17 protein-coding genes are annotated in these 18,693 nt (G+C 35.5%); all 17 read left to right on the forward strand.

Annotation, left to right across the window (positions count from 1 at the left end; all coding sequences use genetic code 11):
• The first annotated feature begins 65 nt into the window (after positions 1-65).
• The 17 genes from BN1354_RS06520 to BN1354_RS06605 all read left to right on the forward strand — a co-directional run bounded on the left by BN1354_RS06520 (position 66) and on the right by BN1354_RS06605 (position 18,491).
• Positions 66-1,145 carry a hypothetical protein gene (locus tag BN1354_RS06520; protein WP_053826598.1) on the forward strand — a complete coding sequence of 360 codons (1,080 nt, stop codon included), beginning with the start codon at positions 66-68 and terminating at the stop codon, positions 1,143-1,145.
• Positions 1,146-1,399: 254 nt separating this feature from the next.
• A complete protein-coding gene (locus BN1354_RS06525; protein WP_053826599.1) occupies positions 1,400-1,612 on the forward strand; it encodes a helix-turn-helix domain-containing protein in 213 nt (70 codons plus the stop codon).
• Positions 1,609-3,099, forward strand: coding sequence for a DNA primase family protein (locus BN1354_RS06530; protein WP_053826600.1), 1,491 nt, complete (start codon positions 1,609-1,611; stop codon positions 3,097-3,099). The genes BN1354_RS06525 and BN1354_RS06530 overlap by 4 nt, the downstream gene beginning before the upstream one ends.
• A gap of 195 nt (positions 3,100-3,294) precedes the next feature.
• Entirely contained in the window at positions 3,295-4,356 is a 1,062-nt protein-coding gene (locus BN1354_RS06540; protein WP_053826602.1) for a DUF6371 domain-containing protein, read from the forward strand.
• Positions 4,357-4,361: 5 nt separating this feature from the next.
• Positions 4,362-4,562, forward strand: a complete 201-nt coding sequence (locus BN1354_RS06545; protein ID WP_053826603.1) for a hypothetical protein — start codon at positions 4,362-4,364, stop codon at positions 4,560-4,562.
• 224 nt (positions 4,563-4,786) lie between these two features.
• Positions 4,787-5,428 carry a DUF6266 family protein gene (locus BN1354_RS06550; protein ID WP_074010775.1) on the forward strand — a complete coding sequence of 214 codons (642 nt, stop codon included), beginning with the start codon at positions 4,787-4,789 and terminating at the stop codon, positions 5,426-5,428.
• 80 nt (positions 5,429-5,508) lie between these two features.
• Positions 5,509-5,991, forward strand: coding sequence for a hypothetical protein (locus tag BN1354_RS06555; RefSeq protein WP_053826605.1), 483 nt, complete (start codon positions 5,509-5,511; stop codon positions 5,989-5,991).
• Positions 5,992-6,273: 282 nt separating this feature from the next.
• On the forward strand, positions 6,274-6,876 hold the full coding sequence (locus tag BN1354_RS06560; protein ID WP_053826606.1) for a glycoside hydrolase family 19 protein: 603 nt from the start codon (positions 6,274-6,276) through the stop codon (positions 6,874-6,876).
• A gap of 5 nt (positions 6,877-6,881) precedes the next feature.
• Complete coding sequence (locus BN1354_RS06565; RefSeq protein ID WP_053826607.1) at positions 6,882-7,526, forward strand: hypothetical protein; 645 nt, start codon at positions 6,882-6,884, stop codon at positions 7,524-7,526.
• Between the two features lie 500 nt (positions 7,527-8,026).
• Positions 8,027-8,998 carry an SDR family oxidoreductase gene (locus BN1354_RS06570; protein WP_053826608.1) on the forward strand — a complete coding sequence of 324 codons (972 nt, stop codon included), beginning with the start codon at positions 8,027-8,029 and terminating at the stop codon, positions 8,996-8,998.
• Positions 8,999-9,246: 248 nt separating this feature from the next.
• Complete coding sequence (locus BN1354_RS06575; RefSeq protein WP_053826609.1) at positions 9,247-10,551, forward strand: nucleotide sugar dehydrogenase; 1,305 nt, start codon at positions 9,247-9,249, stop codon at positions 10,549-10,551.
• 44 nt (positions 10,552-10,595) lie between these two features.
• Positions 10,596-11,801 carry a UDP-N-acetyl-D-mannosamine dehydrogenase gene (gene wecC, locus BN1354_RS06580; RefSeq protein ID WP_053826610.1) on the forward strand — a complete coding sequence of 402 codons (1,206 nt, stop codon included), beginning with the start codon at positions 10,596-10,598 and terminating at the stop codon, positions 11,799-11,801.
• 61 nt (positions 11,802-11,862) lie between these two features.
• On the forward strand, positions 11,863-13,080 hold the full coding sequence (gene wecB / locus BN1354_RS06585; RefSeq protein WP_053826611.1) for a non-hydrolyzing UDP-N-acetylglucosamine 2-epimerase: 1,218 nt from the start codon (positions 11,863-11,865) through the stop codon (positions 13,078-13,080).
• Positions 13,081-13,145: 65 nt separating this feature from the next.
• Complete coding sequence (locus BN1354_RS06590) at positions 13,146-14,618, forward strand: oligosaccharide flippase family protein (RefSeq protein ID WP_053826612.1); 1,473 nt, start codon at positions 13,146-13,148, stop codon at positions 14,616-14,618.
• 68 nt (positions 14,619-14,686) lie between these two features.
• The gene (locus BN1354_RS06595) at positions 14,687-15,916 is read left to right on the forward strand and encodes an EpsG family protein (protein WP_053826613.1); all 1,230 of its coding nucleotides are present in this window, start codon (positions 14,687-14,689) and stop codon (positions 15,914-15,916) included.
• A gap of 102 nt (positions 15,917-16,018) precedes the next feature.
• Positions 16,019-17,131: a glycosyltransferase family protein gene (locus BN1354_RS06600; protein ID WP_053826614.1), complete on the forward strand. Its 1,113-nt coding sequence runs from the start codon at positions 16,019-16,021 to the stop codon at positions 17,129-17,131.
• 160 nt (positions 17,132-17,291) lie between these two features.
• On the forward strand, positions 17,292-18,491 hold the full coding sequence (locus BN1354_RS06605; protein WP_053826615.1) for a glycosyltransferase family 4 protein: 1,200 nt from the start codon (positions 17,292-17,294) through the stop codon (positions 18,489-18,491).
• Positions 18,492-18,693 lie beyond the last annotated feature (202 nt).

Below are 18,693 nucleotides of genomic sequence, written 5' to 3' on the forward strand. Positions count from 1 at the left end.
TATTAACAGATGAAATCGGGTATTTTTCCTGGTTTGTAATACTTTTTTTATTTAAATTAATAGTTATGAGAAGCAAAGAATGCCTTCAAAATGAAAAGCATACTTTTCGTTATTATGATTTAGTAAAAAAAACTATCTATGATTTGTACCCATTAAGGAGAGACAAAATTAAAACATTTGAGTATTTAAATCGCTACCTTTATGCTGACGCCAGGTATGAGGCTGAATCAAAAAATTGTAATGGTGACATTTCAAAAGAAAATTTTGAATTAATAGATGGTGAAGTTGATCCTAATATAGCTGCTCTGGTGCGATTAGAGATACTGAACACAATTTTACTTGATGACACTTTTATTTTTGCATACAATTACTTAGTGCATGGAGATAATACATACACCAACTATCCAAAGTTAAAAGGGTATAGTCCAAAAGTAGTTGATGAAAACACATTAAACAATATAAATAAATTAATTTGCAGTTATAAGGAAGATTACCCAAAAAACAAACTATGTATGTTTCTGACAGACATAGATAATAAAAACTACCATGATAAAAGTAACTATAAACTGAGCAAAGACTACAATTGGTGGCTTAAAGCATTTAACATGGCATACGAGATTTTTGATAAGATAAGAGTAAACTCAAGTAATGTTAATGAAGCATTAATTACAGTTGAAGATATTAATACCGGTGATGATGCTCTGGACTTAACTGTAAAGGAGATAATTTGTTATTTGTCTGACAGGTACAATTTTGATATAGCAAAAGAACAACGAGTTATGCTAAGTCTGCTTTCAGATTTTATAGAAGATAAATATATAAAGCAGCTTAAAGAGGCGGATTTAGTATCAGAAAGGGATGAAACCACAACCTTTGGTGCATTAACCTGTTCTCAACAGACAAAAGCAATTGTTTTAATACTGAAGGAATTAGGTGTAAATTTTAATAATACAGCCAAGATTTTTATAGCGAGAGTAATTAAAGTTATCACTGGCAGAAATCTTCAAAATATCAGGATAAGAATGGAGATCAATTATAAGGATGAAAAAGATATAAAGGATCTGGAAGTAGTGGCAGATTTTTTTAAAGAGTTATTACCTTCTTTATCAAAGAAAATAAAGGAAAACATCAAACTATATTCATAATTGCGTTTTTCATAGATAAATCAGTCTTAACATTTGACTACCACCTGTTTTTCTCTTATATCACAATGAGAAATTCAGGTGGTTTTTTGATCAACCACCAGTCGGAAAACTGTTAACAATCTATAAATAGTCGTATTTGTAGTAACCTTGTAGTAACCTAAGCTGAAAATTTGTAGTAACCTAAATTTTCAGCATGCCTCTTTTCACACTTATATTTGTAGGCATTCAAATTTTCGAATCTAAATTTAAATAACATGAAAGAAAAAGATTATTTGGAATGGCCTGACTGGGCAGATGCTGATGAGGTATCAAAAAAACTGAAGATTACACAAAGAACACTTCAAAGATGGCGCCTGAATGGGGTGATTCCATATTCAAGGGTGAAAGGCAGATGCTACTATCGCAAGTCGGACATCATAGCACTTCTCAAGAGCAACTACAATAAAAAGAAAGGAGATCCCAAATGAGCGACAGTGTAAAAAAGGATATGGTGGATCTTCTGGATCAGGAGTTGAACAGATTCAAGAAAACAACGGATGGGAAAAAGGTTAAACCGAGATGTGAGGTAAAACTTAAACATTCCGAGATTCCGGAGTATATCTACAAAAAGCTCGAAGTAGTGGATTTCAAGAGTGAGGCCGATTTTGGTAAAGATGATAAAAATAAGAAACCAACCCTGAGGCACTACATATATACCTGCACTGAGAAATTAATAGAGGCTATGGATAGTCTTGGACTCGGACTCTGTTATCGGGATGGGCAGATATATGCCTTCAATGGTGAGTACTGGCGTCAAATTCCACTGCTGGCATTTCAGAATTTCATGGGAAGATCGGCAGTAAAAATGGGGGTAAACAAATTTACTGCTGAGATATATACTTTCAAAGAACAACTGGCAAAACAATTCATGTCTGCTGCTTATGTAGATAGCGTTTTAGAAAGAAGTAAGAAAGATTGCCACAAGGCATTGATCAACCTGAAGAACGGAACATTTGAGTTAAGCGATCAGGTATTGAAATTAAGGGAGCCTGACAAAGATGATTTCCTAACCTATCAGCTCAATTTTGAATATGATGAGAAAGCTGAATGTCCGCTGTTCGAAAAGTTTCTCAATAGAGTACTACCAGATAAAACACTTCAGATGATTCTTGCAGAGTATATTGGTTATATATTTATCAAGTCTGAATATTTGAAACTTGAAAAAGTGCTTCTGCTACACGGATCAGGAGCTAATGGCAAATCCGTTTTCTTTGAGATTATCTATGCTTTATTGGGTGGCAAGGAAAACGTTTGCAACTTCTCTCTGGAAAATCTCACAAGTGCAAGTGGATATCATCGTGCAATGCTTGGAGGAAAACTACTGAACTATGCAACTGAGATAAGTAGCAAGATTAATGAGTCGATTTTCAAACAACTTGCTTCGGGAGAACCAGTTGAAGCAAGAATGCCATATGGTGATCCATTTATACTAACTAACTATGGCAAGATGATTTTCAACTGCAATTATCTGCCTAAAACAAAAGATTATTCCGAAGCATTTTATAGAAGATTTATTATTATACCATTTGATGTTACAATACCAAAAGAGGAGCAGGACAAACAACTTGCAAACAAGATAATCAAAAACGAACTGCCAGGGGTTTTCAGTTGGGTTCTTGAAGGATTTAAAAGACTGGTGACACAAAAAGAGTTTACAGAAAGCTGGAAGACTGATGCAATTACAAATGAATATATGAAGGAGGTTGATTCTGTCACGTTATTCCTTAGAGAATCCGGCTTTACTGAATCTACTGTAGATTTTATTACTATCAGTGAACTTTATGAGCATTATCATATATTTTGTGTAACGAATAAACTATATATATTGACAAAACGAATGTTTACTTCCAATTTAAGAAAATCAGGAATTAAGATAGTCCGTAAGAGTCATGCATTGGTAGCATATTTAGAATGAATGAATGAATGAACAAAATGAACGAAAAAATCAAACATTATTTTATTGACATCCCTATTTATTCACAAGCTGAATATATATGTTATAATATCTCGTTCATTTCATTCATTTCGTTCATAAAAAGAAAGAAAGAAAGAAAGAAAGAAAGAAAAATAGGTATTAAGAATATAATGAGTACTAAAAAACTTTGATAATATGAAAATATCTAATTTACCATATTTGGAACCATATACAACCAGAGATAGCAGACACCGTTGTCCACGCTGCAACCATGCAAGAACTTTCACTTTTTATATTGATCCTGAAACGGGGAAGCCGATTCACAGGACAGTGGGCCGATGCGATCGTGAAATCAAGTGTGGATATCACTACACTCCCAGGGAGTATTACAGGGATAATCTTCCTCTATGTGGAGATCTGTTTGATGGTAACCAGTCAAAGGGAAACGGAGAACAAATCAGTGGAAATGGAAAACAAATCAGTAGAAATGGGAAGTTTAGTGATAAAACTGTTGTGACCGGAGACCTGTTTGGAGTGAACAGTAATCAATCAGGGATGAACAACAATCAATCAGAAACAATCGATTATATAAAAATTCTTGATGAAAAGATCGACTGTATCTCACACAGATACGTGATATGCTCAAAATCGAGCGACTCAAACTTTGTATCTTTTCTTTATGATCACTTCCCCGGCGAAAGGATTGAAGAGGCGATCGACAGATATGCCCTGGGGGCAACCCGAAACAGAAGGGTGATATTCTGGCAGATTGATAATGATGACAATGTTCGTACCGGCAAGATTATGCAGTACAACCCACTGACCGGCAAGCGTGTCAGAAATGAAAGAGGCGGTATAAACTGGGTGCATAATATCTTGAAAAAGAGGAGCTATGTGTTTCAGAATTACAATCTTTGCCAGTGCTATTTTGGAGAGCATCTGCTGAAGCTTTATCCCAACAAGCCTGTAGCAATCGTTGAAGCAGAGAAAACAGCTGTAATAGGCAGTATTCACACGCCCGACTTCATCTGGCTTGCTGCAGGAAACCTGAATGGTCTTAATGTACCTAAATCAAGAGTTTTAAGGGACAGAAACGTAATGCTCTTCCCCGATGCCGGATGCTATGAAAAATGGGCAGAAAAGATTAAAAGAATCAGTCGCGAAGTCAACTGCACAATGGAAGTCTCCGATGTTGTGGAAAAACATGCAACAGAAGAGCAACTGATTAACGGTTACGATTTGCCGATTATGTTATAGAGAAGTTGAAAGGTGATGGTGAGAATGAAAAAGGTGAATGTGACTCAAATGAAAGTGATTCAAATGAACCTGCAGGTGAGGAAACAGGCCCTACAAACAATATCAAATTACCCTCTCGTGAACCAAGTCCGGCCCTGCAAAAAATGATTGATAAGAACCCTTCGCTTACTACTTTGATTGATAAGTTTGGGTTAGTGGAGGTGTAGAAACAGATTGTAGCGCATAGCGGAATCGAACTTTTTATATACTGTTTGAGCGAAGCGAGTTTATATAAACGACAAATCATACCAAATCAATACCAATCACCGACATTTCGCGACATTCTGACCGATATTTTTTTACCTCTTTTAAATTGCTGAACTTCGCTTCCGGATTAGAAAAATGGCCATTCGAGATCCTTAAGTTTAACATTTTAAAAATTACAAAAACAATGGGTAGAATTAAAAAAGGTATTCTCGGAGGATTCTCCGGAAAAGTGGGCTCCGTAGTTGGAGCAAGCTGGAAGAGTATCGACTATATCAGAAGTCTTCCGGCAAGCGTTAGAAATCCAAGGACACCGGCTCAGGTGAACCAGAGGAGTAAGTTTGCAACAGTTATTAAATTCCTTACCAAGTTCACACCAATCTTAAATATTGGTTTCAGGAACTTTGCAAATAATCAGACCGCAATCAATGCTGCGATGTCATATCATATTCATAATGCAGTTATCGGCCAGGATGGAGAATATGAGATAGATTATGAAAAGGTGATGATCTCAAGAGGTCCTCTTTACAAACCACTATTGTGTGAGGCGATGATTGATAATGGCGAGATTGCAATTGGCTGGGATCCGAAGCCTCTGGCCAACGGTTCTTCAGATGACTACGCAATAGTACTGCTTTACAACAAAACCAAAGATGAAGTAATTGTGGATGTTAATGGGGAAACCAGATCAAGAGGTTATACCGGAGTTGATTTCCATGATCACTGGCTGGGCGATGAGCTTGAAGTCTATATTGGCTTCGTTTCAGATGATGGCAAGCTGATATCTGACAGCATGTATATGGGTTGCTTTAAGTTACCTGATGCATAACCCTGTATTCTTATTTTTTTAATTAACTCTGAACCGCTCCTTTTAACCCGGGGGCGGTTCGTTTTAACTATGAAAATGTGATGAACCAGTTACTAAATATCAATTACGAGCTGATAGGAACAATCAGCACCATTTTAGGTGGTGGAGCTCTGGGAGGATTTATCTCCAGGATTGTAAACAGGAAAGAGATAAGGCGTATAAAGAAGAGCGAGGCAATACAATCCGAAGCAATGGCAAAAAGAGAGGATGCATCTGCAGCATCGGAGATGATGGGACTACTGGAGCGTACTGTTGCCCACATGGAGAAGATGAACTCTTATAATGAGACAAACTCTGAAAGCCTGCTGAAGATGGTAAGGGAGAAGGACAGCATCAACAACAAGCTAAAAAAGGATCTTGAGTTTTTGCAGTTGCAGAGAACAGAAGATCACAGGCGTATTACAGGACTTGAGAAGATTGTTAAACGTGAGTTGTCGTGGCGCAAGGATGCTGACTTCCACTATTGCAAGATCGTTGATTGCAATATTCGGAAGCCGCCGATTGGGAGTTATAAAAGGGGATGATGTTGTAACGTTTCTTTTTCTGGGATTTGACTTATTGTTTCTCGGCTACGATAATATTATCACCCGTTTACTGCTCGTTCGCTATTTGATTTAAACTCGCTTCGCTCAAACAGAAAATCAAATCTTACGCTCATTTCGCAGATCGGGTCCCGATAAATTTATCTGAGGTCTGCGAAACAACAAGTCTCTCCCTGTTCGAAAAAGAAAACTCACAGTCAGCAATTCATGAAATATCCATTTAAAACTCCACAATCAACATAAAAAAAGACAGCATTGAAAATTATGAAACGAACAAACAATCAAATATTCTTCAACGAAATTGCAAAAACACTATTCAACAGACAACTTACGAGCAGCCAAAAAGCAGGAATCCGGCAAAAACTCAAAGTATTCGACAAATATGATATTACAGATAATCGATGGCGAGCTTATATGCTTGCCACTTCCTACCATGAGACAGGAAGAACAATGCAGCCGGTTGAAGAGATTGGAAAAGGTGCCGGCAAGCCTTATGGAAAGAAAATTAAGTATGATGGCACAAGATACAGTACGCCGGACAGGATTTATTATGGTCGTGGTGATGTACAACTCACTTGGTACGAAAACTATGAAATGATGGGCAGACTGTTGAACATGCCGCTTTTAAATCAACCTGAATTAGCATTGAAGCCAGAGATAAGTGCAAGGATTATGATTGAGGGAATGACAAGAGGGATTTCCAATCGTGGTGACTTTACAGGTGTTTCGCTGGAGAATTTCTTCAACAACCGCAGAGATGATCCATATAACGCAAGAAAAATCATAAACGGTCTTGATCAGGCTAATATTATTGCAGGTTATTATTTTAAGTTTCTTGAAGCTATTGAAATAGCTGAATTAAATTGATTATTATGGGACGAATCATAGGGATATTAAAATGTGGGATATTATTAATACCAATACTTGGGGTTATTAACTTCTTAAAGTCAGTTTTTAAAACAGGGTTTGTAAAAAAACCAATCTTCCTGATTGCCTTAACTTCTGCAACTCTCCTATTATCTTATAGCTGCAAACCTCAAAAGGTAATAACAGAGAGTATAGTTTCGCAAAGCAATGACTCAACCATACTCCAGTTAAAAGATAGTTTGCATATCAGGGAGATGCAGATTGCAACACTTGAGAGTGAACTAAAAAGTGCCAGGAGAGAGAATATCAATTTGAGAAGTGAAACAGTTAGATATGAAATTAATTATGATACCGACACAGCAGTTGACTCAATAACGAAAAGACCGGTAGTAAAAAGTGAGTCTTACATGGTAAATAAAACTCTTTACGAGGAGAGATTACAGGAATTTAAGTCACTTCTTAAGAAATCTTTAATAGAGAACAGGAACCTTGCTGTCTTAAATAGTAAACTGAAACTTCACAACGAAAGGTTGGAGAGTGAAAATATGCAATTAAAAAAAGCAAGTTCCGATAGGTCTGGAATTAAGAAAAAAATAGTTATTGCAATTTTTGTTCTCTTTTTTGCAATTATATATAGGACAAGTATATAACAAATCAGACAATATAAACTGTGCCTAACACTTTAAAATTTTTTGACAATAATACACTATTCTATAACATTTTTATTCGTAATTTTGCAGACAGATTTAGACCCGATCTTCTATGACATTGTCAAGCAAACAACTTAATATGGTATAACTAGAAACCAGTTTGGAGAGGTGTATTATTTATTAATATGCACCTCTCCATATTGTTTTCTATTGAACCATTTTTTGATTGGGATCTAGTATAAATTTTTAAAATAATTGGTGTGTGAGGCTTGTTCAAAAATGGGACAGGTGGGCACGAAGTGTGTTTGGAAGTATCGTTTTTAATTATTTTCTTACTACATTTATTTTTTGACCTGTTTGCGATTCGATCACTTGAAATATAATAACTCGCAAAGCTCAAACAAATTATATTTCTTAACGTGACCTTAATCGAACAGGTACCCAAAAAATAACTGATGTTTCGAAAATAAATTAAAACTAAAAGAATATAGCATTAGAATATGAGTAATATATTAATTACCGGGGGGGCAGGTTTTATTGGTTCTAACCTCGCGGAAGAATTATTGGGGAGAGGACATGTTGTAAGAATACTAGACAATTTTGCAACAGGTAAGATTGAGAATTTACTGCCTCTATTGGAAAAATATCCGGAAGCATTGACTCTTCAGGTGGGTGATATTCGTAATCTGGATGATTGTAAAAAAGCAACTGAAGGTATCGACTATGTTTTTCATGAGGCAGCTTTAGGTTCTGTTCCTCGTTCAATTAAAGATCCTATTACATCAAACGATGTGAATGTAACTGGGTTTCTTAATATGCTTGTGGCAAGCAGGGATGCAGCTGTTAAGCGTTTTATTTATGCTGCGAGCTCTTCAACCTATGGTGACAGCAAATCGCTTCCTAAGGTGGAGGATGTTATTGGAAAGCCTTTATCTCCATACGCTATTACAAAATATGTGAATGAACTGTATGCTGATGTATTCTCTAAAACATATGGAATTGAGACTATAGGTTTGAGATATTTCAATGTTTTTGGAAGAAGACAGGATCCAAACGGGGCTTATGCTGCAGTGATCCCTCTGTTTGTGAAGAAACTTATGGCTCACGAATCGCCGGTTATAAATGGTGATGGTGAGTATAGTCGCGACTTCACCTATATTGACAATGTTATTCAGATGAATCTGCTTGCAATGGAGACAACAAATCCTGAAGCAGTAAATACTGTTTACAATACCGCTTACGGTGAAAGAACCACACTTAATCAGCTTGTTCAATACTTGAAGGAGTATCTCTCTGAGTATGATTCTGCAATTGCAGATGTAGAGGTTAAGCATGGTCCTAATCGTGCAGGCGATATCCCCCACTCTCTTGCTAATATCGACAAGGCTCGCGAGCTGCTGAAATATGATCCGAAGTTTTCTATGAAGCAGGGTCTTAAAGAGGCAGTGAAGTGGTACTGGGAAAATTTATAGATTTTATTTAGTTGACTATAATTTCAATACTGTTTTTCGAAGTCTCAGATATTCTTTCAGGATCCACTCTATGAAATGAGCGTTAAATATGATTTATTGTTTGAGTGAAACGAGTTTTAAATCATATAGTAAATGAATAGTTAGTGGATGAAAGAATAGATGTAAACAAGAAAAATAGTAGATAAGTTTTAACTAAATAATATCTAACCTTAGAAAAATCTATTTATACAATCAATTCATAGAAAACGATGGAAGAACAAACGTCATATTATAACCCACGCATTTGCGTAATAGGCCTGGGATATGTGGGCCTGCCGCTTGCAAGACTCTTCAGCACTAAGTACCGCACTGTAGGGTTCGACCTGAATCAAGCTCGTGTAGATGAGCTTATGAGCGGAACAGACAGTACCCTTGAAGTGGCTGATGATCTGCTTCAAAGTGCAATCAATATGGGAAAAGAGCATACCGACAAAGGTTTGGTTTGCACTACTAACATTGATGATATCCGAAACTGTAACTTCTACGTTGTTGCTGTACCAACCCCTGTGGATGAGAATCGCAATCCGGTACTTCGCCCATTAATTGGCGCAAGTGAAACAGTGGGCAAGGTAATCTCCAAAGGTGATATCGTTGTATATGAATCAACAGTATATCCTGGAGTAACAGAAGATGAGTGTATTCCGGTTGTTGAGAAATTTAGTGGACTGGAATATAATAAAGACTTCTTCGCCGGATATAGTCCTGAACGTATTAACCCGGGTGACAAAGAACATACCGTTGAAAAGATATTGAAAGTAACTTCAGGAAGTACACCTGAGATTGGTAAGATTGTAGATGAAGTTTATGCATCTGTTATCACTGCAGGAACTCACCTCGCACCAAGTATCAGGGTTGCGGAAGCAGCTAAGGTAATAGAGAACTCTCAACGAGATATCAACATTGCATTTGTGAATGAGCTTGCAAAGATATTCAACAGGATGAATATAGATACACAAGATGTTCTTGAAGCAGCCGGCACTAAATGGAACTTCTTGCCATTTAAACCCGGACTGGTTGGCGGCCACTGTATTGGTGTGGATCCATACTACCTTGCACAGGCAGCACAACGCACAGGATATAATCCTGAAATAATACTTGCCGGAAGAAGAGTAAATGATGGCATGGGTGAATATGTTGCCGACCAGGTTGTAAAGTTGATGCTCAGAAAAGGAATACAGGTATTAGGTGCAAAAGTACTAATCTTAGGCTTCACATTCAAAGAAAACTGTCCAGACGTGCGTAACACCAAAGTTATCGATATTGTACACACATTAGAGGAATACAAAGCTAATGTAGTTGTTCACGACCCATGGGCTGATCCTGCAATTGCACAACATGAATATGGAATTGAACTTCACAGTAATATTCCTGAAGGCAAATATGATGCAATTATACTTGCTGTAGCACACGACAAGTTCAAAAACCTTGATATAACCAAGATTACAAATGGTAACAGGGTTGTGTATGATGTGAAGGGTGTTCTGAGAGAAGAGGTGATTGATGGGAAGTTGTAGATTTATTTCTTTTTAAAATCAGTGTGTATATAGATTAATATAATATGAAAGCATGTTTCATAGGACTGGGGTATATTGGTCTCCCCACAGCAATTGTTGCTGCAGATAATGGTGTTGAGGTAGTGGGGGTGGATGTAAACCCACACGTGGTTGAGACTATCAACCAAGGTAAGATACATATTGTGGAGCCGGGGTTAGCTGATCTTGCTGCTAAGGTGGTGAAGAATGGTTGGTTGAGGGCGCAAACGCAACCGGAAAAGAGTGATGTGTTCCTTATCGTGGTGCCTACTCCTTTTACGGGTGATCATGAGCCTGATATTTCGTATGTGGAAGCGGCGACTCGTAATGTTTTGCCTTTCCTGAAGGAGGGTGATCTGTTTGTTATTGAGTCTACCTCGCCTGTGGGTACAACGGAACAGATGGCGGAGCTTATTTTTAGTGAGCGTCCTGAACTGAAGGATAAGATTTATATTGCTTATTGCCCTGAGAGGGTTCTCCCGGGTAATATTATTTATGAGTTGGTGAATAACGATAGGGTGATTGGTGGTATTAATCCGGAGTCGACTGATAAGGCTATTGAGTTTTATCGTAGGTTTGTGAAGGGTGTTTCGCACAAGACAAATGCTCGCACGGCAGAGATGTGTAAGCTTACTGAGAATTCATCACGCGATGTGCAGATTGCTTTTGCTAATGAGTTGTCGATAATTTGTGATAAGGCAGGTATAAATGTTTGGGAGTTGATTGAGTTGGCTAACAAGCATCCGAGGGTAAATATTCTTCAACCTGGTAGTGGTGTGGGTGGCCATTGTATTGCGGTGGACCCGTACTTTATAACTTCGGCTTTCCCGATGGAGAGTCAGATTATTGGTAAGGCTCGTGAACTTAATAACTACAAGGCTTTTTGGTGTGCAGAGAAGACTCAGGTGACTATGAAGCAGTTTGAGTTGGAGAATGGCAGGGAGCCGGTGGTTGCGCTTATGGGACTTGCTTTTAAGCCTAATATCGACGATTTGCGTGAGTCGCCCGCTAAGTATATTGCTACGAAGGTGATGCAGGGTCATAATAATGCCGATTTTCTTATAGTTGAACCTAATATTGAGGATCATAAGGTGTTTAAGCTTACCGACTATAAGGAGGCTTACGAGAAGGCTGATATTGTTGTGATGCTTGTTGCGCATAATCAGTTTAAGGAGTTGTCATGGAATGATGATAAGGTGATTCTTGATTTTGCTGGTGTTTTTAGAAAATAACAATTAAACTATACCATTAACTAACTATGATCTGAAATAATTGATCATTAAAAAAAATATTATGGAACAAAAAAAACGAGTGATGCTGGTTTTCGGTACACGCCCTGAAGCTATTAAAGTGGCTCCATTGGTGAAGGCGTTTCAGAAGCATACCGATAGGTTTGAAACGGTTGTGTGTGTAACGGGTCAGCACCGCGAGATGCTAGATCAGGTGTTGCATCTTTTTGATATAAAGCCTGATTATGATTTAAATATTATGAAGCAGGGGCAGGACTTGTATGATGTAACTGCTCGTGTGCTTACTGGTTTAAGGGATGTTTTGAAGGAGGCTAAGCCTGATGTTGTGTTTGTGCATGGTGATACTTCTACATCTATGTCTGCAGCGCTTGCTGCATTTTATCAGCAGATACCAGTTGCTCATATTGAAGCGGGGTTACGCACTCACAACATATACAGTCCGTGGCCTGAAGAGATGAACAGGCAGATTACAAGTAGAATTTCGGTATATAATCTGGCTCCCACTGCTCTTAGTAAAGAGAATTTGTTGAAGGAGGGAATTGATGAATATACTATTACCGTTACTGGAAATACTGTTATTGATGCTTTATACATGGTATTAGATAAGATTAAAAGCGATAAGAGCTTGCAATCGGAAATAAAAGATACTCTACTAGAGAGTGGTTTACCGGGTGAGATGGTAGAGGACTTTATGTCGCCACTGCCTAACAAACGTAAATTGGTACTTATCACTGGTCACAGAAGAGAGAACTTTGGTGATGGTTTCATTAATATGTGCAATGCCATTAAGACCCTCACAGAGAAGTATCCTGATGTGGATTTTGTTTATCCCATGCACTTGAACCCAAACGTGCGCAAGCCCATAAAAGAGATATTTGGTGAAGCTGCAGTTTCTAAGAATATAGAAGAGAAATCTTCTGATTCTAACATACATTTTATTGAACCATTAGAGTACCTTCCTTTTGTGTATTTGATGAATCAAAGCACATTGGTGCTGACCGACAGCGGTGGTATTCAAGAGGAAGCCCCCGGCTTAGGCAAACCCGTTTTAGTTATGCGCGATACAACAGAACGCCCCGAAGCAGTAGATGCCGGCACAGTTAAACTTGTTGGCACAAACTACGACCTGATTGTTTCTGAAACATCACGCTTGTTAGACGACCAGGAGTATTATAATTCTATGTCGCAAGCAAACAACCCTTACGGCGATGGACAGGCTTGTGAGAGGATAATTGAGTTTTTACATTTGGGTTTTAATTAGATTATTAAGAACAATCTTAACAAGATATTTTTATTAATACAGCAGTTTTAAGATAACTGGTTTAAATGCATAAAACAAACAATACTAAACAAGCTTCTTGGATTGCCATTGGCAGTTTGTTCTCTTTTGGATTTACGATAGTCAGTTCGATGATTCTAAGTCGATATTTTTTAAAAGAAGACTACGGGACATATAAGCAAGTATTGTACGTGTATAATACTTTGCTAACAGTGTTCACACTTGGACTACCTAAAGCATTCAGTTATTTTTTACCACGAGTACCTATTGAGCAAGCCAAAAATCTAATTAAAAAGGTTACCAATTTATTTTTCATTTTAGGTGGTCTGTTTTCTTTAATTCTATTTCTATTTTCTTCAGAGATTGCAATTATATTGAATAACCCAGATCTTGAAGAAGCCATACGCATATTTTCTCCGGTTCCTTTATTAATGTTACCAACTATGGGTCTTGAAGGAATACTTTCTACTTATAGAATGACAAAGTTTATAGCAATATATACAGTTTTAACTCGAATATTGATGTTACTCTGTGTAGTGGTGCCTGTTATTATTTTAGGAGGAGGTTATAAAGAAGCGATTATGGGTTTTGTTCTTGCTTCTTTTATATCATTCTTAATAGCACTGCACTTTAAATACAAACCTGTAAAAAACAGTGGTAACGAAAAGTGTAAGATTACCTACAGTGAAATATTTAAGTTTGCATTACCCTTATTATATGCAAGTCTATGGGGAATACTTATAAGTTCAACCGATCAATTTTTTATTAGTCGATATTTTGGTAATGAAGTTTTTGCTGAATTTTCAAATGGATCATTAGAGCTGCCTTTTGTATCTATGATTGTCGGTGCAACTTCGACGGTACTTTCACCCATATTTTCACGAATGAGCAATGAGAAAGTAGATCCACAGAAGGAAATATTCCCTGTTTGGAAAAGTGTATTTGAAAAATCAGCAATGCTAATTTACCCATTAGTAATTTTTTCATGGTTTTTTGCAGATATTATAATGGTTGTCCTGTTTGGGAATCAGTATGAAAATTCTTCTATATACTTCAGAATTAAAGTGATTATAAATTTTTTCAATATAATCATTTACGCTCCTTTACTAATTAATATTGGAAAGGTCAAATATTATGCAAATGTCCATATGATTATTGCGATTTCAGTAATTATCTTGGAGTACGCGGCTGTAAAATTATTTAATTCTCCATATTTAATAAGTGTCGTTTCCCTAATATGCCAATTAGTTAAAACTTATGCATTACTTTGGATGGTATCCAAATTTTTCAAAATTAAAGTATATCAATTGTTCCCTTGGAAACTACTATTTCAAATTGTTTTTCCGTCTATATTGATTCTAACTGTTATATATTTTGTGTTTGTAGGTATTTTAGACATGAATTATATATTGACATTACTTATTAGTTTTACCATTTATTTTGTTTTGTATTTTTTGTGCTCTTTATGGATGAAGTTAGATTATTTGTCGATTTTTAAGCCACTTTTGAATAGAAAATAGACTATTTAAAGAAATATTTTAAATCAATCGCAGTAGATTCCACCATAACTTTATAATAATTTATTTATATGTCTGTTTGGCAAAAAGAAAACCGATACGATAAAGCTGCAAAAATAGTATTGTTTTTGATATCTCCATTTTTTTCATTTCTGTATTCATTGCGCACAATGAATACACGATCCTCTTATGTAGTTTTCTTTTTGTTTGCAGTGTTTTTTGGTATGTCGTTTTCTGTAGGTAACATCAGAACAGAAGGTTCTATTGATGGTATTAGCTATAGAGCGCACTTTGAAGAGTATAAACTCAAATCATCTAATTATTATTATGAAGGATTAAATGAGTTTCTTACTTTTGATGAAGGTAAAAAAGATTACTACTTTGATACTGTGGCATTCTATGTTTCGCGCATTACAGATAATTATCACGTGATGTTTATGGTATTTGCCATTATTTTTGCTTTCTTTTCTCTAAAAACCTTCAAGTTATTCATTACTGATAATAAGTTTGATATATCTTTCGCCTCTTTTATTCTCGCATATCTGTTTATGGCAAATCAGATATTCAATATCAACGGGATGCGCTTTTGGACAGCAGCTTGGGTAGGTGTATATGCATTATTTCAGATATTTGGGAAGAAGAATAAAAGGTATTTCCTCTTACTTTTAGTAACACCTTTTTTCCACGGTTCTTTTTGGATTTTTATAGCAGTAGTAGTATTAGCTTATCTCCTTATGAGATTTGATAAAGTTTGGGCAGTATTATTTTTTATAAGTTTCTTTGTTGGCTCTATTGCAGTTGAGTTATTACAAGAGACTTCCGATTTATTACCAGCTTTTATGCAACGAATGATAGCGTCTTATACCGATCCAGAATACATACAATCGAGAAGTGAAGGAGGAACAGGTTTTTATTGGGTTCAAAGGTTATTTAGTACCCTTGTAAGGTTTTATATGAATTTTATGGTTTATCTATTCATACGAAATTCAAAAACAATTAAAGCGAATCCTAAATCTAAAAGCTTCTACTTATTTCTGTTGGTTTATATGACATTTGTCAATTTTACAATGGCTGTTCCTTCTTTAGGAGGACGGTATATGACATTGGCTTATCCATTAATTGCTTATATTTGGTTAGTAAATTTTAATGGAGTAAAATATAAGAAATTTCTTTATGCAATGCCCGTAATCTTTTGGTTCTCTTTTTATGGGTGGATTCAGCGTTATCTTACAGTATTAGATTTTGAATTCTTTGTTTCAAGCCCTTTTTATTTAATTTATAAATATTTGATTGTAGCATAAAGAAGGAGTAGATAATACACTCAATCTTATTATACATAAATATAAGTAAAAATTGTTTTTTTTAGTTTACAAGTCCTTTTAAATTGGGTTGATAGATTTTTTATGAAAATTGTAATAATAGCACGCAACTGTTTTCCAAAATTGGGACCGAGATCTCACAGAGCAACTGAGCTTGCAAAAGAATTAGCAAGACAAGGACATGAAGTTGTTTTGTATGCATTGCTCGGTAACTATAATTATATGAGTTTTGAAAAGGAGACAAAAGTAAAAGTTAAGAATTTAGGTATATCGAAGTTCGGAATCTCAGATAATACAGAATTTAGTAAACGCAATTACTTTTATCGTGCTATAAGAAAATTTCTCGGAAAATATCTTGAGTTTCCAAATATAGAACTTGTAAGTATGGTTAAAAATGCATTGGAGTGCGAAAATAATATAGATTACTTAATAACAATTGCTAGTCCTCATACTATTCATTGGGGTGCGTCTGGTTTTATAAAAAAAAATAAAGGAAAAGTGAAATTCTGGGTGGCAGATTGTGGTGATCCATTTATGAAAAATCCATTCCACCCACATCCATTCTACTTCAAAAATGTTGAGAAAAAATGGGGAAAATTATGTAATTATATTACTGTTCCAATTAAAGAAGCAAAAAAGGCTTATTATCCAGAGTTTAGCGGAAAAATCAAAGTTATACCACAAGGATTTAGTTTTAGAGATATTAGGTTATTTGATTATACTCCCAATACCATCCCTACATTTGCTTATTCAGGTATAGTGTATGATGGCTTAAGAGATCCAACAGAGTTTTTAAAGTACCTTAGCACCTTAAAAAGTGATTTTAGATTTATAGTTTATACAAAAAGTGTTAGTGCTTTTAACCAATTTAAACACAGGTTAGGTAATAAATTAGAAATAAGAGATTATATCCCTCGGGAAGAGTTAATATACGAATTATCTAAAATGGATTTTTTAATCAATTTTAAAAATAAATCAGGAGTACAGCAACCTAGCAAATTAATTGATTATGCTACTTCTAAAAGACCAATTTTAGATATAGATACATCTTTTGATCAGAAGGATATCTTTCACGAGTACTTAGATGCGAACTACAGCAGAGGAAAAGTAGTACACAATATCGAAAGATTTAATATTGAGAACGTAGCTAGAAGTTTTATCATTTTGAAGGAAGAATACTCAGAGACAGTATTATAGGTTTTAGGGATGATGTTTGGATAGGTCGAGATCTTATGATCAAAGGAAGTAGAGAAATTAAAACAGCGAGTATTGTTGGAGCAAGGTCCGTACTAACAAAGACATTTCCTGAATTTTCCATAATTGGAGGGAATCCTTCAAATTTATTTAGATCAAGAAAATGAAAATTGCAATTTTAAGTACAGGTAGTACCAATAATAGAAAGGGAGTATTTAATAGTGTACACGGTAGAATTAAACATCTGAAAGCTTTGGAAGATGTTGAGGTGGATGTTTATCTAATTCAACATTACGACAGCTGGTTGTTTAGATTAGTTCGCAAAAGGTTTAAACCCATTGACACAAAAAGAGCACCTAAAGAAGGAATTACCACTATTGATGGGGTGAGTTATAGAAACCTATGGGTAGAACATAAAATGATTGATTATATCCTATCTAAAAAATTGAAGTTAAAGGATATTTCATGTAAGTCTCAGCTAGGACAGTTTGTTGATTTGTTTAAAGACTATGATTTACTTTCTGTTCATGCTCTTCCGGATAAGTATATTGCATATCTGGTAAAACAAAAATATGGTATTCCATTTGTAACTACCTGGCATGGCTCGGATATTAATGTTTGGCCATTTGTTAATAAAGAAGGCTTTAAAACTACGAAGCTGATTATTGAAAATGCAGATTTTAATTTTTTTGTTAGTAGACGATTAATGCATACGTCTGACAAAATAACAAAAAAGGGTAAAAAAGATTATTTGTATAGCGGTCCTGCAGACATTTATTTAAATCCACCACAACATAGCAAAGAGTATATAAGAAATGAACTTAATATATCAACAAAATATCTTGTAGGTTTTATCGGAAATATTGTTTCGATTAAAAATGTTATGGTCTTGCCTGATATCTTTAGAATAATTCTAAATAAAATACATGATGTAAGTTTTATTATAGTAGGTGATGGTAAATTATTAGATAAATTAAAAGTCAAAATTCTGAAGTATAAAATTCAAAATGTAAAATTTACTGGAAAGTTGGATCCTGAACAAATTCCAGATATTATGAATTCTCTTGATTTATTATTGCTCCCAAGTCTTAATGAAGGATTGCCTCTAGTTACTCTAGAAGCTTTGTCATATGGCGTGCCGGTAGTAGGTTCTAATGTCGGTGGAATTTCAGAATCGATAGGAGAAGAAAATTGCTTTAATTTGGATGATGACTTTCTTAAGAATATTTCAACGCGTGCAATTGAAATATTAGAAAATGGGGAGAAGCCAAAACAATTATCTAAGGAGTTTTTATGGGAAACAACGTTGGAGAAGGAAATGAGTGTGTATAAGAAGGTATTACAGAAAGAACAATCAATTTAAAATCTTGTTATACTGGATAAATAGAGTTTTATAACTGTAAAAGCATGTGAATTGTTATAATAAAGCATGTCAGTTGTAAGAAGAATTGGAAAAAATGGAGAACTTATGTGAGTTGCAACAAATCCGTTTGCTAAAGAAAATGAAATCACTAATATACCTGTTTACTATAAAGGAAAGTATATTGAAATTAGACTAAAGGGTA

Source organism: Lascolabacillus massiliensis (assembly GCF_001282625.1).
GTDB classification, from domain to species: domain Bacteria; phylum Bacteroidota; class Bacteroidia; order Bacteroidales; family Dysgonomonadaceae; genus Proteiniphilum; species Proteiniphilum massiliensis.

What these genes read in the sequence shown, in the direction of transcription:
- BN1354_RS06590 (WP_053826612.1), top strand. Translation starts at nt 13,146, where the DNA reads ATGCATAAAACAAACAATACTAAACAAGCTTCTTGGATTGCCATTGGC.
- BN1354_RS06525 (WP_053826599.1), top strand. Translation starts at nt 1,400, where the DNA reads ATGAAAGAAAAAGATTATTTGGAATGGCCTGACTGGGCAGATGCTGAT.
- BN1354_RS06575 (WP_053826609.1), top strand. Translation starts at nt 9,247, where the DNA reads ATGGAAGAACAAACGTCATATTATAACCCACGCATTTGCGTAATAGGC.
- BN1354_RS06530 (WP_053826600.1), top strand. Translation starts at nt 1,609, where the DNA reads ATGAGCGACAGTGTAAAAAAGGATATGGTGGATCTTCTGGATCAGGAG.
- BN1354_RS06520 (WP_053826598.1), top strand. Translation starts at nt 66, where the DNA reads ATGAGAAGCAAAGAATGCCTTCAAAATGAAAAGCATACTTTTCGTTAT.
- wecC (WP_053826610.1), top strand. Translation starts at nt 10,596, where the DNA reads ATGAAAGCATGTTTCATAGGACTGGGGTATATTGGTCTCCCCACAGCA.
- BN1354_RS06550 (WP_074010775.1), top strand. Translation starts at nt 4,787, where the DNA reads ATGGGTAGAATTAAAAAAGGTATTCTCGGAGGATTCTCCGGAAAAGTG.
- BN1354_RS06540 (WP_053826602.1), top strand. Translation starts at nt 3,295, where the DNA reads ATGAAAATATCTAATTTACCATATTTGGAACCATATACAACCAGAGAT.
- wecB (WP_053826611.1), top strand. Translation starts at nt 11,863, where the DNA reads ATGGAACAAAAAAAACGAGTGATGCTGGTTTTCGGTACACGCCCTGAA.
- BN1354_RS06605 (WP_053826615.1), top strand. Translation starts at nt 17,292, where the DNA reads ATGAAAATTGCAATTTTAAGTACAGGTAGTACCAATAATAGAAAGGGA.
- BN1354_RS06560 (WP_053826606.1), top strand. Translation starts at nt 6,274, where the DNA reads ATGAAACGAACAAACAATCAAATATTCTTCAACGAAATTGCAAAAACA.
- BN1354_RS06600 (WP_053826614.1), top strand. Translation starts at nt 16,019, where the DNA reads ATGAAAATTGTAATAATAGCACGCAACTGTTTTCCAAAATTGGGACCG.
- BN1354_RS06555 (WP_053826605.1), top strand. Translation starts at nt 5,509, where the DNA reads ATGAACCAGTTACTAAATATCAATTACGAGCTGATAGGAACAATCAGC.
- BN1354_RS06570 (WP_053826608.1), top strand. Translation starts at nt 8,027, where the DNA reads ATGAGTAATATATTAATTACCGGGGGGGCAGGTTTTATTGGTTCTAAC.
- BN1354_RS06565 (WP_053826607.1), top strand. Translation starts at nt 6,882, where the DNA reads ATGGGACGAATCATAGGGATATTAAAATGTGGGATATTATTAATACCA.
- BN1354_RS06595 (WP_053826613.1), top strand. Translation starts at nt 14,687, where the DNA reads ATGTCTGTTTGGCAAAAAGAAAACCGATACGATAAAGCTGCAAAAATA.